The 14,548-nt window shown below is 69.7% G+C and carries 12 protein-coding genes and 3 pseudogenes; 5 read left to right on the top strand and 10 right to left on the bottom strand.

The window, feature by feature from the left end:
- Nucleotides 1–75: 75 nt before the first annotated feature.
- The 4 genes and pseudogenes from STSP_RS27075 to STSP_RS27090 all read right to left on the bottom strand — a co-directional run bounded on the left by STSP_RS27075 (nucleotide 76) and on the right by STSP_RS27090 (nucleotide 4,089).
- Nucleotides 76–1,419 carry an enolase C-terminal domain-like protein gene (locus tag STSP_RS27075; RefSeq protein WP_067283288.1) on the bottom strand — a complete coding sequence of 448 codons (1,344 nt, stop codon included), beginning with the start codon at nucleotides 1,417–1,419 and terminating at the stop codon, nucleotides 76–78.
- Nucleotides 1,420–1,499: 80 nt separating this feature from the next.
- A pseudogene (locus tag STSP_RS27080) lies at nucleotides 1,500–1,724 on the bottom strand (GntT/GntP/DsdX family permease); the annotation flags it as partial.
- A gap of 188 nt (nucleotides 1,725–1,912) precedes the next feature.
- Nucleotides 1,913–2,860, bottom strand: coding sequence for a 5-dehydro-4-deoxyglucarate dehydratase (locus tag STSP_RS27085; protein ID WP_067283291.1), 948 nt, complete (start codon nucleotides 2,858–2,860; stop codon nucleotides 1,913–1,915).
- Nucleotides 2,861–2,928: 68 nt separating this feature from the next.
- Nucleotides 2,929–4,089, bottom strand: a complete 1,161-nt coding sequence (locus STSP_RS27090; RefSeq protein WP_067283293.1) for an L-talarate/galactarate dehydratase — start codon at nucleotides 4,087–4,089, stop codon at nucleotides 2,929–2,931.
- Nucleotides 4,090–4,272: 183 nt separating this feature from the next.
- Here STSP_RS27090 and STSP_RS27095 point away from each other — a divergent pair, with 183 nt between their 5' ends.
- A complete protein-coding gene (locus STSP_RS27095; protein ID WP_067283295.1) occupies nucleotides 4,273–5,148 on the top strand; it encodes a LysR substrate-binding domain-containing protein in 876 nt (291 codons plus the stop codon).
- A gap of 36 nt (nucleotides 5,149–5,184) precedes the next feature.
- Here STSP_RS27095 and STSP_RS27100 read toward each other — a convergent pair whose 3' ends face one another.
- Both STSP_RS27100 and STSP_RS27105 read right to left on the bottom strand, forming a co-directional pair.
- Nucleotides 5,185–7,146 (bottom strand): phosphatase PAP2 family protein, encoded by a 1,962-nt coding sequence (locus STSP_RS27100; protein WP_078067548.1) that lies wholly within the window; start codon nucleotides 7,144–7,146, stop codon nucleotides 5,185–5,187.
- A 217-nt stretch (nucleotides 7,147–7,363) separates the two neighbouring features.
- Entirely contained in the window at nucleotides 7,364–8,206 is an 843-nt protein-coding gene (locus tag STSP_RS27105; protein ID WP_067283297.1) for a nitroreductase/quinone reductase family protein, read from the bottom strand.
- A gap of 519 nt (nucleotides 8,207–8,725) precedes the next feature.
- Here STSP_RS27105 and STSP_RS27110 point away from each other — a divergent pair.
- Nucleotides 8,726–9,404, top strand: a pseudogene (locus STSP_RS27110) (SAM-dependent methyltransferase); the annotation flags it as partial.
- Nucleotides 9,405–9,621: 217 nt separating this feature from the next.
- Here STSP_RS27110 and STSP_RS27115 read toward each other — a convergent pair.
- The gene (locus STSP_RS27115) at nucleotides 9,622–10,158 is read right to left on the bottom strand and encodes a hypothetical protein (protein ID WP_067283299.1); all 537 of its coding nucleotides are present in this window, start codon (nucleotides 10,156–10,158) and stop codon (nucleotides 9,622–9,624) included.
- A gap of 43 nt (nucleotides 10,159–10,201) precedes the next feature.
- On the opposite strand from STSP_RS27115, the gene STSP_RS27120 reads away from it, so the two are divergent.
- On the top strand, nucleotides 10,202–10,615 hold the full coding sequence (locus tag STSP_RS27120; protein WP_067283300.1) for a hypothetical protein: 414 nt from the start codon (nucleotides 10,202–10,204) through the stop codon (nucleotides 10,613–10,615).
- 105 nt (nucleotides 10,616–10,720) lie between these two features.
- Here STSP_RS27120 and STSP_RS27125 read toward each other — a convergent pair whose 3' ends face one another.
- The 3 genes and pseudogenes from STSP_RS27125 to STSP_RS27130 all read right to left on the bottom strand — a co-directional run bounded on the left by STSP_RS27125 (nucleotide 10,721) and on the right by STSP_RS27130 (nucleotide 13,155).
- Nucleotides 10,721–12,265: an FG-GAP repeat protein gene (locus STSP_RS27125; RefSeq protein ID WP_067283302.1), complete on the bottom strand. Its 1,545-nt coding sequence runs from the start codon at nucleotides 12,263–12,265 to the stop codon at nucleotides 10,721–10,723.
- 167 nt (nucleotides 12,266–12,432) lie between these two features.
- A pseudogene (locus STSP_RS37550) lies at nucleotides 12,433–12,570 on the bottom strand (SigE family RNA polymerase sigma factor); the annotation flags it as partial.
- 171 nt (nucleotides 12,571–12,741) lie between these two features.
- Entirely contained in the window at nucleotides 12,742–13,155 is a 414-nt protein-coding gene (locus STSP_RS27130; RefSeq protein ID WP_408646364.1) for an ATP-binding protein, read from the bottom strand.
- 196 nt (nucleotides 13,156–13,351) lie between these two features.
- On the opposite strand from STSP_RS27130, the gene STSP_RS27135 reads away from it, so the two are divergent.
- Both STSP_RS27135 and STSP_RS27140 read left to right on the top strand, forming a co-directional pair.
- Nucleotides 13,352–14,194, top strand: coding sequence for a helix-turn-helix domain-containing protein (locus STSP_RS27135; RefSeq protein WP_067283306.1), 843 nt, complete (start codon nucleotides 13,352–13,354; stop codon nucleotides 14,192–14,194).
- Nucleotides 14,191–14,442: a DUF397 domain-containing protein gene (locus STSP_RS27140; protein WP_067283307.1), complete on the top strand. Its 252-nt coding sequence runs from the start codon at nucleotides 14,191–14,193 to the stop codon at nucleotides 14,440–14,442. Before STSP_RS27135 ends, STSP_RS27140 begins: the two co-directional genes overlap by 4 nt.
- Nucleotides 14,443–14,548: the final 106 nt, after the last annotated feature.

The raw sequence follows: 14,548 nt of genomic DNA on the forward strand, positions 1-14,548 counted from the left end.
ACTGCACCGGCCTGTACCGTACGCGCACCACGGCGCGTACGGCAGAGCCGTGCGGGCACCGGCGGGTACCGGTCCCTAGCGCACCAGGCAGGGCCGCTTGTTGTCGAACGTCCAGCCGGGAATGAGGTACCGCATCCCGACCGCGTCGTCGCGCGCTCCCAGCGCCTTCTCCTGGTAGAGGTCGTGCGCGGCGAGCAGCCGGTCCATGTCGAGCTGGATTCCCAGGCCGGGCGCGCTGGGGATGGCGATCTCGCCGTCGACGATGCGCGGAGGTTCGACGGTGAGCCGTTCCAGGCCCTCCTGCCAGATCCAGTGCGTGTCCAGGGCGTTGTACTCGCCGGGGGCCGCGGCACCGCAGTGGGCCACCATGGCCAGGGAGATGTCGAAGTGGTTGTTCGAGTGGCATCCCCACGTCAGGCCCATGGCGTTGCAGAGCTGGGCGACGCGCACGGAGCCCTGCATGGTCCAGAAGTGCGGGTCTGCCAGCGGGATCGACACCGACTGCAGAGCCAGGGCGTGGGTCATCTGGCGCCAGTCGGTGGCGATCATGTTGGTCGCCGTGGGGAGTCCGGTGGCGCGCCGGAACTCAGCCAGGATCTCGCGGCCCGAGTAGCCGCCCTCGGCTCCGCACGGGTCCTCGGCGTACGCAAGGGTGCCCACCAGCGGCCGGCACAACTCGATCGCCTCGCGCAGCGACCACGCGCCGTTGGGGTCGAGGGTGATCCGCGCCTCGGGGAAGCGGTCCTTCAGCTTCTGGATCGCCTTGACCTCCTCGGCGCCTTCCAGCACGCCGCCCTTCAGCTTGAAGTCGCGGAAACCGTAGAGGTCGTACGTGGCCTCGGCCTGGCGCACGATCGCCTCGGGGGTCAGCGCCTCCTCGTGCCGGATGCGGTACCACTCCACGTCCGAGTCGCGTTCTCGTACGTACTCGAGGTCGGTGCGGTCGGGGTCACCCACGTAGAAGAGGTAGCCGAGGACGCGTACGGAGTCGCGCTGCTGTCCGTCGCCGAGCAGGGCCGCGACGGGGACGTCGAGGTGCTGTCCGAGAAGGTCGAGGAGGGCCGACTCGACGGCGGTGACGGCGTGGACAGTGGTGCGCAGGTCGAAGGTCTGCAGGCCGCGGCCGCCGGCGTCGCGGTCGCCGAACCTCTCGCCGATCTCGCGCAGGACGCGCTTGTAGTCGCCCACCTTCGCGCCGACGACCAGGGACTCGGCGTCGCGCAGCGTCTGCGTGATCTTCTCGCCGCCCGGCACCTCGCCGAGTCCCGTACGGCCCTCCGAGTCCTTCAGGACGACCACGTTGCGGGTGAAGTACGGACCGTGCGCACCGGAGAGGTTCAGCTCCATCGAGTCCCGGCCGGCGACGGGATAGACGGAGAACTCGGTGATGGTCGGCTGCTGCTGGCTTCCGCTTGTCATCAGGGGTCCTTGCGTCGGAAGGTGATCGGCTGTGGTCGGGTGCTGCGGGTTCAGATGCTGAGAGTTCAGGTGCTGAGCGTTCAGACGCTGAGAGTGTCCAGGACCCACTCGACGGCGAGAACACCGCCCAGGCCGAGGACCGCGAGCGTGGTCGTGTACGTCGTCCGTGCCTTGATCGCGTCGATGACCGACAGGTTGAAGTACTCCTTGAACATCCAGAAGCCGGGGTCGTTGACGTGGCTGAAGGCGATGGAGCCGCAGGAGACGGCGAGCACCATGAGCTCGGGGTGGACACCGCTGCCGGCGGGCGCGGCCGCCGGGCGTGCGCCCCCGCGGTGGCCGGGGCGCGCCCGTCCCACGTCGGTACAGGCCGTCAGGCCGCGTACCGGCGGCTGAGGGCCGGTTGCGTTGTTGCGTTGTGGGCAATCGTTTCGCAGGGCGGAACGGGTGGGCACAACACCACGACGGCGGGTGCCGTCCCATCAGGCCCGGCTCAGCGACCGGCACCCACCAGCGTCAGCCCCGTATCCAGCAGCTTCTCCAGTTCGGCCAGGTCCTCCGGACCGGGGTCGGTGAGCGGCGCCCGCACCGGGCCCACCGGCCTGCCGCGCAGCCGCGCCGCGGCCTTGACGAGGGAGACCGCGTATCCCGGTACCCGGTCGCGCAGCTCGACCAGCGGGACGTAGAACCCGCGCAGCAGTTCCTCGGTCGTGGCGTGGTCGCCGTTCTGGAAGGCGGTGAAGAAGGCGTTCGCGATCTCGGGTGCGAAGGCGTGGACCGCCGACGAGTACGCGGGCACGCCGACCGTCGCGTAGGCGCGGGCCTGGATCTCGGCGGTGGCGGCCCCGTTGAAGAAGAGCAGGTGGTCGGGCGCGGCGAGGGTGAGGCGCTGCAGGCGGTCCAGGTCGCTGTGGCCGTCCTTGAGGCCGATGACGGTGGGGATCTCCGCGATGCGGCGCAGGCTGTCGGCGGTGAAGGCCACCTGGTCGCGCTGGTAGACGACGAGGGGCAGCTCGGTACCCGCGGCGATCCGGCGCACCTGCTCGACCAGGCCGTCCTGCGGGGCCTTGAGCAGGTAGTGGGGAAGGACCAGCGCGGCGTCCGCTCCGGCCTCCTCGGCGATTCGCGCGAAGCGCAGAGCCTGCGCCCAGCCGTAGCCGATGCCCGCCACGACCGGCATCCGGCCGTCGGCCACCTCGACCGCCGTGGTGACGACCTGGCGGTACTCGTCCTCGTCGAGGGCGGTGAACTCGCCCGTGCCGCAGGCGGGGAAGACGGCGCCGGGGGCGGTGGCCAACTGGTCGGCCAGGTAGGCGCGGTAGGCGTCCAGGTCGAGGCTGCCGTCGTCCGCGAAGCTGGTGAGCGGGAAGGACAGCACGCCGCGCGCCATGCCGTCACGCAGCCGTCGCGCGACATCCTGGGCCGCCGTGTTCAGTGACATGAGCTTGTCTCCATGTATATGGACTCGATGTGCAGAGGGGGATGGACGTTTGGTTGAGGCAGGGCGTTTCAGGGCCGGGAGCCCACCTCGTGCACCGCCTGCGTCCAGGCACGGGCCTGCTCGCTGAGGGTGATGCCGAGACCGGGACGCGACGACACGTGCATGCGCCCCTCGCTGATGTGGAGGCGCTCGTTGAACAGCGGCTCCAGCCAGTCGAAGTGCTCCACCCACGGCTCGTACGGATAGGCCGCGGCGAGGTGCAGGTGGATCTCCATGGCGAAGTGGGGCGCGAGCTGCACGTGCTGGTGCTCGGCGAGTGCGGCCAGCTTGAGGAACTGGGTGATGCCGCCGATGCGGGGCGCGTCCGGCTGGATGATGTCCGCCGCGTCGTGGCGCAGCAGCTCCCAGTGCTCGGCGACGCTGGCGAGCATCTCGCCCGTCGCCACGGGCGTGTCCAATGAGGCGGCGAGGGCGGCGTGGCCCTGGGCGTCGTACGCGTCGAGGGGTTCCTCGATCCAGGTCAGGCCGAACTCCTCGAGGGCGCGGCCCATGCGCTGGGCGGTGGGCCGGTCCCACTGCTGGTTGGCGTCGACCATGAGGGGCACGTCGTCGCCGAGGTGCTCGCGGACGGCGGTCAGCCGGCGCAGGTCCGCCTTGCCGTCGGGCTGGCCCACCTTGATCTTGATGCCGCCGATGCCGTCGGCGAGGGATGCCGTGGCGTTCTCGAGGACCTGCTCGGTCGGGGTGTGCAGGAAGCCGCCGGAGGTGTTGTAGCAGCGGACGGAGTCGCGGTGCGCGCCCAGCAGCTTGGCGAGCGGCAGACCGGCCCGCTTGGCCTTGAGGTCCCACAGGGCGATGTCGAAGGCCGCGATGGCCTGCGTGGAAAGGCCACTGCGCCCGACCGAGGCGCCCGCCCACACCAGCTTCGTCCAGATCTTGGCGATGTCGCTGGGGTCCTCGCCGATCAGGGCGGGAGCGATCTCCTTGGCGTGCGCGAACTGGCCGGGACCGCCCGCACGCTTGGAGTAGCTGAAGCCGATGCCCTCGTGCCCCTGCTCCGTACCCACCTCGACGAAGAGGAAGGCGACCTCGGTCATCGGCCGCTGGCGGCCCGTGAGGACCTTGGCGTCGCTGACGGGAGTGGACAGCGGGAGGGTGACCGAGGACAGCTTGAGCCAGGAGATCCTGTCCAGCGTCGCCTCGCCCTGATTCGCGACATACGGCGTCATGTTGGTTGTACTCACTACTGGAGAGCTCCGGTGCCTTGACGGGTGGGAGCGACGGGCTCCGTCCCGGGGGCCCGCCGCGGTGTCGGCCGGAGCGTTCCGTTCCGGCGTTGCCCTCGAAGCTAAGGCGCCGGAAGATTCTCGTCTAACTCAAATTTTGCATGCGTTGATACCTGGAGAGCATCGTTGTTCACACTCGCACAACTGACGAGCTTCGTGGCTGTCGCGGAAGAGCTGCATTTCACGCGGGCGGCGGAGCGGCTCCGCATGACGCAGCCGCCGCTGAGCCGGCAGATCCGTCAGCTGGAGAACGACCTCGGGGTCCAGCTCTTCAACCGCACTAACAAATCAGTACAACTCACACCCGCGGGCCGCGCCTTCCTGGTGGAGGCCCGGGGCATCCTGCGCCAGTCCGAGCACGCGGCCCTCGCCGTCCGCCAGGTCTCGACGGGAGAGGCGGGCAGCATCACCATCGGGTTCACCGCCGCCAGCGCCTACTCCACGCTCGGCACGCTCTTGCGCACCGCCCGCAAGGCGATGCCCCGAGCGGAGATCGTCCTGCGCGAGATGGTCACCCGCGACCAGCTGGCGGCCCTCGCGAACAACAGCCTGGACCTGGGCCTGGTCCGGCCCTCGGTGACGGGCCCGGACCTGCTGTCCAGACCCGCCGTACGGGAAGAGCTGCTCGCCGCCCTGCCGACGGGGCACGCGCTGACGGTACGCGAGGGAGCACTCCAGGTCGCGGACTTCGAGGGTCAGGAGCTGCTGATGTACTCGCCCACGGAAGCCCGCTACTTCCACGAACTGCTGATCAGCATCTTCCGGACCGCCCACGTCACGCCCGTCTACCGCCAGTACCTGAGCCAGGTCCACAGCATCCTGGCCCTCGTCAACTGCGGCCTGGGCGTGGCCCTGGTCCCGGAGGCGGCCGCCCAGCTACGGTACGCCGATATCGTCTTCAAACCGGTCGAACTGCCCACGCCCGCACCCGTGGAACTCGACCTCGTGTGGCGCAGGACCAACGACAATCCGGCACTGCACGCGCTGCTCCGGCACCTGTGACAGCGGACGCCACGGTGCCGGAGCGGGCTTGACCGGTCACTTCAGGCGTACGGACACCCCGTTCGCGGAGTACGTGGGGACGGCCTCGTACGTACGCCCCTCGGCCCGGACGGTGATAGTGCCGAACCGCCCGCGAAGGCCGCCGCGGGCGCGGAGGACCTGGATGACAGTGCCCTCGGCAGGGTCGTCGACCCGCAGCTCGAGAGCGCTACCCCGAGCAAGGACGGCCGAGCCGGACACGGTCAGCGCAGGGCCACCGCAGTCGCCGACCGCCACGTCGAGCGTCGCGCCGGAGGCCTGGCCGTAGCTGCCGCGCACCCGTACGCCGTCGCCGGCCGTCAGCCGCAGGGAGCCGCCGCGGACCTGGACGTCGCCGGCGCCCAGGGCGTCCCGTGATGCGGCGACGAGGGTGCCGGCCTCCACGGACGTACCGCCGCTGTAGCGGTTGGCGCCCGTCAGGGTCAGCGAGCCGGTGCCGAGCTTGGTGAGCGAGCCGCGGCCGCCGATGTCGTTGCGCCAGGCGTCGGCCGCGTGGAAGCCGCCCGCGGAGGCGTCCAGGTCGACCCGCACATCGCCGTCGAAGGCGCCGTAGCCGTCGGCCGCCGCGAAGAGGTTGAGCCGCCCCCACTGCTCGGGCCCGTCCAGCAGGGCGTACCCGGACGGCAGCGCGGTGGTGCGCAGCACCTCCCGGCGCTGGTCGGCGGTGAGGTAGGGCAGCCGGGTCTCCACGAGCACCTCGGCGCCCTTGGGCACGGTCATCGGGACGCGGCCGTCGCCCTGCCTGGGCAGGATGTACGTCAGCCGCGGGGTGACCGCGCGCTCGTTGGCCGCCCGGTCCGCGTACGGGTCGGTGTCCGTGCCCGCCGAGTGCGCGTAGGCGTACAGCGTGTCGGCCGTGGTGCCGGTCTGCGCCTGGAGGTACGCGGCGGCCTGCTGCCGTGCGGCGGCCTTGAGGCCGGCATTGGCCGGGTCGTACAGGGCGGCGGCGGCGAGTGCGGTGGCGAGGATGCGGCCGCCCATGACGTCGAGGGCGGAGTGCATGCCGGAGAGGATGCGGGTGTGGCTGGCCGCGGAGGCATGGGCCACCAGCTCCTGGAACCGCTCGGGTATCGCGTACGCGAGCGCCAGAGCGGCCAGGTACAGGGCATTAGTGTGGCCGCTCGGGTAACCGCCGTCCTCGGCGGGGGTGGTGCTGCGCTGGCGCAGCAGCTGCGGGGCCACGACCACGTCCGACTTGTAGACGGGGAACCCGAAGGCGTCCGTGGCGCCGGTGTCGACGACCTCGTTGTCCTCCGTCATCCGCCAGGGCCGCGGGTACTGGTAGGCGAACTTGCCGGGGTTGCTGGAGGCGTGCGGCCCGCGCAAGGTCTGGACGAGCTGAACCACCTTGCCCAGCTCGGAGTCAGGGGCCCCTGCCCCGATGGCGGAACCGGCGGGCGCACCGGCCGGCACGCCGTCGCTGACCTTCCCGGCCGGGGTGCCGTCAGGCGCGCTGGTGATGCTGGTGACCGCCTTGGCACCGGTCCGGTACACCTCGGTGAGCGGACCGAGACCGGCCGTGGCCGCGTAACTCTGGTCCTGACGGTCGTAGATGAAGGACTGCCGGGCCTGTTCGTCGGTACGGCGCGTGGTGAGCGCGATCGAGTAGCGCATGTTGGCGCGCAGCACGTCGGCCGCGAGCGGGGTGCCGTTGTTCCAGGCCGTTCCGGTCTCCCAGAGGCGCTGCATACCGGAGAGGATACGGACGGCGGCGTTGGTCTCGGGGGTCAGGTTGTCGGCGGTGTTGGTGAGGTAGTCGTCGACGAAGGCGCGTACGGTCGCCGCCTGGGACGCCTCGGCCGCGTGGGCCTGCTGGCCGGGCAGCCAGGCGAGCGCCGCGGGACCGGCGATCAGCCCGGCGGAGAGACCGGCGGATCGCTTGAGGAAGCTCCGCCGGTCCAAGCTCCGCCGGTCCATGCGGGCGCCGTCCACGCCGACCTTGGGGGTACGTGCCGTCATGCTCTCTGTTCTCCGCTCCGCAAGCGCTTGCCGCCGACTGACTGTGCGGTGGAGTGTATGGGGCGAACGAGGCTGGTGAGGCCGCGTTGTCGGAACATGAAGCGCTTGAGGAATGAACTCCGGATGACGGGGTGGGAACGAGGGACAGCGAACGACGGGCAGTGACCGGCCCGAGCGGAGCGACCAGCCCGAGCCTCGCCCTCGCCGCGGGCGCGGGTCAGCCGGCCTGCGCGTCCAGAAGGGGCATCAGTTGCTCCTCCTCGTACGTCAGATGGGCCTCGAGTTCGTCGGTCAGCCGCTCCACCTCGGAGATCACCAGCTGAGGGTTCGCACCCTCGCTGGATACGACCTGCCGCAGATCGGCGAGGAGCGCCGCGATCTTCTCGTGCTCCCGGGCGAGCCGGTCCAGCGTCGGGACGAGCTCGGGACGGCGCTCGGCGAGGAACGGGAACATCATGGTGTCCTCGCCGGTGTGGTGGTTGTGCAGCCCCTGGCAGAGGGTCAGGCAGTTCACGCGGAGCTGGGCACCCAGTCCTCCGGGACCCGACTCGGTGATCTCCTTCCTGATCAGGGCAAGTTCGCGCCGGAAGGCGTCATGGACCAGCTTGAGTGCCGCGCTAGCCGAGGACGCGTTCGGCTGCGGTGGACCGGGGACTGCCTGCAGGGCGACCACGGGGATGACGCGGGTGGTCTTGGCCTGGTAGTCGGCCCATCCGGAATCCGCCTCGACGGCGCGGGCGAAGGCGCGGTCACGTTCGGCGCCCTGGAGGACGACGGCGTCGGCCTCGTATGTGAAGACGCCGTCCTCGACCGTGACGCGCGGCTTCGCCACGATGTTGTGGAACCAGTCCGGGTGCCTGGGCGCCCCGGCGGCAGAGGCGATGACCAGGACCCGTTCGCCGCCGTCGGGAAGGTAGCCGAGCGGGGTCGTGTGCCGGGCGCCGGTCCGCGCTCCGGTGGTGGTCAGGAGGAGGAGCCGGGCTCCCTCGAAGTATCCACCGACACGCCCTTTGTTGGCGCGGAACTCGTCGATGATCGGCTGGTTGAAATCGTTCGGCATTCTCTGTTCTTCTCCAGGGTCAAAGCTGGGTGTGGGCTGTTTACGGGCAGCACGAATACCCGCACGGCAGGCAGGGTGAATTGGCCACGGATATCGGCCACGGCTACGGGACGATCGCGACGGCGGCGCGAGAAAAGGGAGTCAGGGAGCCGAGAGGCCAAGGCAAGGATGAAATACCGCTATTGTTCCGCGAGTCTCACGACCTCACTCACAACCACCACGAATCCACTGGTCATCGACCTGCATGGCTCACTCGGCAGTTACGGCGACGAGACCCGCGACACACTTGGCCTTGGCCCCGAAAGATCCGCACGACAGGCGGAATGGAAGGCAGGCGGGCCTCTCGCCCGCCTCGAACTCACGTCGAGGCCGGGAACCCAACTCGTTCTTGGCCCATGGCCGACCCGGCAGTCACAGACTCAACGTATTCCACCGGCCCCGCGCTGACAACACATAATTTCCGGCCACCAAGGCCAACATGGCCAACATTGCCGATATGGCCAATACGACGAGCCGTACGAGCTGGCCATTCTGGGTCGGGCCATCAGCCCGTCGCCGGACACGCGCATCCTCGATCTGGCGTGCGGCAAGGGCGAGTTGCTGTGCACCTGGGCGCGTGACCACGGCGTGACCGGCACCGGCGTCGACATCAGCACCGTCTTCATCGGCGCCGCCCGCACGCGGGCCGTCGAGCTGGGCGTGGCCGACCGGGTCGGCTTCGTGCACGGGAACGCGTCGGGCCATGTCGCCGACGAGCCGGGTCGGCATCGCCGCGTGCGTGGGCGCCACCTGCATCGGTGGCGGCGTGCCGGGGACGGTCGAACTCCTTCGGCGCAGTCTCGCCCCCGGCGGCATGATGCTGATCGGCGAGCCGTACTGGCGGCGCGAGCCCTTGGACCAGGCCACCGTCGAGGCCTGCCATATGTCGCGCAAGGACGAAATCCTCCCGCTGCCAGAACTGCTCGAGCACTTCGGCGACCTGGGATGCGACGTCGTCGAAATGGTCCTGGCCGACCGGGACAGCTGGGATCGGTACGTCGCGGCGCAGTGATTCAACATCCGCCGCTGGCTCGACGCCAACCCCGACGACGAGCTGGCCGACGAGATGCGCGCGGAACTCGCCACGTCCCCCGTCCAGCACGCCAGGTACCAGCGCGAGTACCTCGGGTGGGGCGTGTTCGTCCTGATGAACCGCTGACACACATGTACCGCTGACACACCTCCCCGCTGAGCCCCGGCGCTGTCTGCCGGGGCTCACCTGCTGTGACGTGGCTCCGTAGTCGGCCAGTGAGCGAGACGGTCGTCAGGACACGAGGCGCTTCAACCGTGCACTGGCTGGGCGCTGAGCCGTGACAGGTTGGTTGGAACCTGGCCAGGCTTGTTGGAAGCGAAGCATGCCGATGTGGAGCGCACGGTCAGCGTGGGATCAGCGAGCCTTCACCCGTGACCGTCAGGCGCGCCTGGTGGCCGCCCGGCGAGCAGTTGCGGCCATTGGGATAGGTGGGCTGCGGCGTGACACTGATCTGTCGGTCGAGCACGGTGGCGCCCCGCGGGTTCTTGAACACCAGCGTGACGCGTATCGGCTTTCTTGGCAGGTCTCGTATGCCCGCGAAGACAGGCCGGACAACGCGCTCGGGGGTTGGGGAGGTCCTCGCCGCCGGGCTTTCTGCGGCGGTAGCCGATTCCGTGGTCATCACGGGGTTCCCCGGGGTCACCGGTTGTTCCGACCAGGTCTCCCGCAGCGGCAGCGTGCGCGTACGGCATGTGCCGTCCCAGCAGGCCGTAAGGGTCGCGTCGACCACCCTGTTCGCCAGCTCTGGGTGGACCTCGACCCGGATCCCGGCGGGCGCACCGATCAGGGTGCAGGGATGGGTGTCTCCCGCGAAAGGCACGCACGCGGTGAGCAGCGCCAGGGCCGCCAGGGGCATCGCCCGTCCGACCTTCTGTTTCACGCTGGCTCCTCGGCAACCGTCTGCGTCTTGGTCACGGCCACGCATGCTCGCACGGTCGCTGCACCACGCCGCTCTCCTGGCGACCGGCGACGCCGTCCCGGACATGCTAAAGGGGCTGGCTTCCCGGTACGAGACTGATCCGGTCGCAGGAATGCGCGCCGACGCCCTGACCGCGCTGACCCGGCTTGATCCGGATCGTCCAGCCGCACGGCGGCGGCTGGACGCGGCCCTGGCCGTCCCCGTCTTCACCGAACTGGCAGGTCCCGAACCGGTGGGCATACGCGCCATGGAGGCTCTGACCGAGACCGGCCTCACCCCCGTGGACCTGCACCCCCGGCTCCATCACTGGGCCCACTCCAGGCAGCGCATCATGCACGCCGAATGGTGGTGGGACACCCTGTGCCCCGACGACGACCGCCTGCGCGACGCGTCACTGACCCTCTTGCAGTCGCCGTGAGTTCGGTCTCTCGTCGGCGTCGGCGGCGGCGCGCCGCAGGCAGTCGGCCCGTCCACCGGAGGGGTGGTGGGCGGGCCGCCGGAGGGGGGTGGAGCGGGCCGCCGGTCAGTCGTCGATGGCCTCGCCGAACCGGGCGTCCAGGTAGGGCGCCCCGAGGGAGCCACCGCCGTAGGTCCACGAACCCGGCAGCTTGATGCCGCTCGAGCCCGCCGAGAACACCCACACCACGCCGTCGTTGGTGTTCTCCCCCGGCGCCGAGGCGAGCAGGCCGTCATAGCCATCGTCGTTGGGGTCGGTGAAGGACACCTGGCCGCCGAACTTGTCGCTCTTCTCGGCCGTGCCCGGAACGTAGGAGGTGTTCTGGTTCACGGCCAGGGCGCCCGAGGCGGTGAGGCCCTCGGCCGAGCCGCGCAGGACCCAGACCGCCCCGGCGTCCGCGACGCTGCCGATGTCCTCGCCGGCGGCGCCGATCGCCACGTCCGCGTATCCGTCGCGGTTGGTGTCGCCCACGGACAGGTCGGTGCCGAAGCCGTCACCGCGCTCGACGACCCCGGGCACGCCCGCGCTGTCCTGGTTCCACCACACCGGCGGAGTCCCGGGACCCTCATGACCGGCTGGCCCGTCGGGACTGCCGTAGTAGACGCCGACCATGCCACCGGTCGTCGACTCGCCGCCGTCATCGGGGCTGTGCGGCTCCCCGGTGACCAGGTCGTCGAAGCCGTCGCCGTTGACGTCGCCGGAGGCGACCACCGGGCCGCCGCGCACCGCAATCGGGGGAAGGGAGTCGTTGTCGGAGCTGAGGATGACGTACGACCAGCCGTATCCCGGCTCGGCACCCTCACTGAGCCCGGAGACCACCAGGTCGGCCAGGCCGTTGTAGTCGTAGTCGCCGGTGGTCAGGGACTTGGGCGTGATGCCCGGCGCCTCGTCCTGAGCGCCGAGCGGGGTGCGGGTCTTGTTCTCGAACGGCTTGAACGGGGACGCGCCCGCCTCGCCGCCACTCGCGCCCGCGTCTTTGCTCGCGGTGGGCTGGGGCGCCGCTTCGTACTGATAGACCGACAGGCCGACCTTGTCGAGTACGGCGAGCAGATCGCCCGGCACGTACGTGGTGAAGTACCCGGCGGCCAGAGCGCTGCCGAACCTGTTGCCCGCCGCCGCGTCATCGGACTGCAGCCAGTCGCTGTTGGCACCGGACAAGCCGTTCGGCGAGCCCCACAGGACGGTGATGCCGCCCGCGTCGGTGCCGATGCCCGTGAGGTCCTCACCGGGGATGCCGATGACCGCGTCGTCGTAGCCGTCCCCGTCGAGATCGCCGGTGGCCACGGCCTTGCCGAAGGCGTCCCCGGTCTCGGCGGCGCCCGGCACTCCCGTGGTGTTCTGGCTGAAGACTCTGGCACTGCCCGTGGTGACGCCCTTGGGGCCGCCGTACTGGACGGTGACGGCACCGGCGCCCGAGCGACCGCCGACCGTGGCGCCGGGCACCCCGATCAGCACGTCCTCGTAACCGTCACCGTTGAAGTCGCGGTTGCGGTCGCTGGCACGGGTGCCGCCGGGGGCCCCGGCGTAGGAAGCGGGCGCGGTGGCCATGGCCGCGCCCGAGATCAGAAGGAACGATGCCGCGGCAACGGCAGCCGAGCGTTTCTTGTGCATGAGCGGCTCCTTCGCTCAAGAACGTCCGGGCGGGCGCGGGGGTATCCGAAAAGAGCCCGTTTCTTGTCCGGCGCCGTGTTTGACACTCTGTGAGGCGTCAGGGTTGTACGGGTCTCAGGGCGGCAGCCATTGCCAAGGCTGGCCCCCGGCCCCGGCTTGCCGTTGTCGACGTGATCCTCGGGCTGCTCGATCAGCGCCCAGCGCCCGTAGGCCTTCATCAGCGCAGTCTGCAGCAGATCCTCCGCGGCGTACCGGTCCCCGCCGGTGAGCAGCACCGCGAGCCGCAGCAGCGCGGTGGAGCGCATGGCTACGAACTCCCGGAACTCGTCGTGACTCGAGGCCGTCGACCCTCCCCTGCTCAGCAGCCATCACGACGCGATGAGCCGCCCGCCGCTATCCCTCAGCGGGCGAGATTGTGTGTTCACACCAAGTTGGTGACAACTTTCGTTCCGCGCCACGACTGCCTTCCTTGTCGGTCAGCGCGGTTTCCTGACCGGCTCGTGACCCCGGACCTCCGCCCAGACGGTCTTGCCCACGCCGTCCGTACGCGGGTCCGCTCCCCACCGGCCCGCCAGCGCGGCGACGAGCACCAGCCCCCGGCCGCCCTCGGCATCGCCACCCGCAGGGCGGATCGCAGGGAGCTGCTCCCCTTTGGCGTCCTCGACCTCGATCCGTACGGTCGGGTCCGTCGCTGTCAGCCGGATACGGAAGTCCCGGCCGGGCACCCGCCCGTGCCGGACCGCGTTCGCGGCGAGTTCGGCGGTGATCAGCGTGACGGCTTCGTTCAGCTCCGACGCGTACGGCCAGCCCCACGCGTCGAGCCGCTCGGCGACCAGGCGGCGGGCGAGGCGAGCGCCTCGCGGCGTGGAGCTGAGTTGTTGGCTGAACACACGTACGGTAACCGGGCTCTGTGGCTTCGTCTGGGGCGACATAGATCAACGGTCGGGCTGCGCACCGCCGTTCACCAGGCGCTCAACTCGTACGCTGCGTCAGCGTACGAGTACGAGGGGTGGACGGTACGCGTAACTCGCTGTAACGATGGGTGCCTTGCGGGGAGGACACCGTTGCACTCGGGGGTACCCGGACATGGCAGAGGCCAGCAGTGACTACTACGGCACCAGCGAACCTGAACCGTCGGACAGCCTCAAGACCTTCGGCGCCGTCCTCCAGGGCTTCCGCGAGAACGCGCGCTTCACCCAAGAGGCGCTGGCCGGGAACATGGGGTACTCAGCCCACTTCGTCGCCTCCGTCGAGCAGGGCAGACGGCTTCCGTCGAAGGAGTTCGTCGAGCGGGCGGAGCAGGTTCTCGACGGTCTGGGGGTGCTCCGGAAGGCGGCGAAGCATCTGGCGCGGAAGCAGGGGCTGGCGTCCTGGTTCCGCCAGTGGGCGGATCTGGAGCAGCAGGCAATCAGCCTGTACACGTACGAATGCCGGTTAGTGCCAGGGTTGTTGCAGACGGAGGCGTATGCGCGGACGCTCTTCGAGAACCAACTGCCGCCGCTGGGCGACGATCAGGTCGAGGCCCAGTGGACAGCGCGCGCCGAACGGCAGCGGTTGCTATGGGATCGACCGAACACCGCGTACAGCTTCCTCTTGGAGGAGCACCTGTTCCTACGCCGCATGGGCGGGGTGGAGGTCACTCGGGGACTCATCGACCATGTACTTGGAGTCGCTGAGCAGCGGAACGTCGAGATCCAGGTCATGCCGCTCGTGAGGGAGACACATGCCGGTCTTGACGGTCCCATGCAATTGCTGGAGACCGCGGGCAACCAATGGTTCGCATACAACGAGGGGCAGCGCGGTGGTCAGTTCATCTCCGACCCGAAAGAGATCAGCGTGCTCCAGATGCGGTATGCCAGGATGCGTTCGCAGGCTCTCCCCCTCGAAGATTCCGTGGGCCTGTTGCAGCGGATGCGAGGAGCGCTATGAGCACCGACGAACTGTCCTGGTTCAAGAGCAGCTACAGCAGTGGCGGCGACGGCGACTGCGTAGAAGTCGCCCTCTCCTGGGGCAAGTCCAGCTACAGCAGCGGCGATTCCGGCGACTGCGTAGAAGTCGCCCCCTCCCCCACCACCATCCACATCCGCGACTCCAAGAACAAGCAGGGCCCCAAGCTCGCCCTCACCCCCACCGCATGGACCCACTTCGTCGAGCTGGCGAAGAAGACGAACGCATAGAGGTGTCACGACGTTGGTGGCGGGGGTGGTCCAACGCGCCCCAAGACCTCCATGTTCGGTGCCACATGCCCGACGCTGCGCCCCTCGGTGCCCAGCAGCCGCCCCA

The sequence above is a fragment of the Streptomyces jeddahensis genome (assembly GCF_001642995.1).
Taxonomy (GTDB): Bacteria; Actinomycetota; Actinomycetes; order Streptomycetales; family Streptomycetaceae; genus Streptomyces; species Streptomyces jeddahensis.

Bases quoted from the DNA above. Each gene is read 5' to 3' on its own strand.
- STSP_RS27140 (WP_067283307.1), top strand. From the start codon at position 14,191: ATGAGCACCGACGAACTGTCCTGGTTCAAGAGCAGCTACAGCAGTGGC.
- STSP_RS27135 (WP_067283306.1), top strand. From the start codon at position 13,352: ATGGCAGAGGCCAGCAGTGACTACTACGGCACCAGCGAACCTGAACCG.
- STSP_RS27090 (WP_067283293.1), bottom strand. From the start codon at position 4,089: ATGACGCCGTATGTCGCGAATCAGGGCGAGGCGACGCTGGACAGGATC.
- STSP_RS27085 (WP_067283291.1), bottom strand. From the start codon at position 2,860: ATGTCACTGAACACGGCGGCCCAGGATGTCGCGCGACGGCTGCGTGAC.
- STSP_RS27120 (WP_067283300.1), top strand. From the start codon at position 10,202: ATGCTCGCACGGTCGCTGCACCACGCCGCTCTCCTGGCGACCGGCGAC.
- STSP_RS27105 (WP_067283297.1), bottom strand. From the start codon at position 8,206: ATGCCGAACGATTTCAACCAGCCGATCATCGACGAGTTCCGCGCCAAC.
- STSP_RS27100 (WP_078067548.1), bottom strand. From the start codon at position 7,146: ATGACGGCACGTACCCCCAAGGTCGGCGTGGACGGCGCCCGCATGGAC.
- STSP_RS27075 (WP_067283288.1), bottom strand. From the start codon at position 1,419: ATGACAAGCGGAAGCCAGCAGCAGCCGACCATCACCGAGTTCTCCGTC.
- STSP_RS27125 (WP_067283302.1), bottom strand. From the start codon at position 12,265: ATGCACAAGAAACGCTCGGCTGCCGTTGCCGCGGCATCGTTCCTTCTG.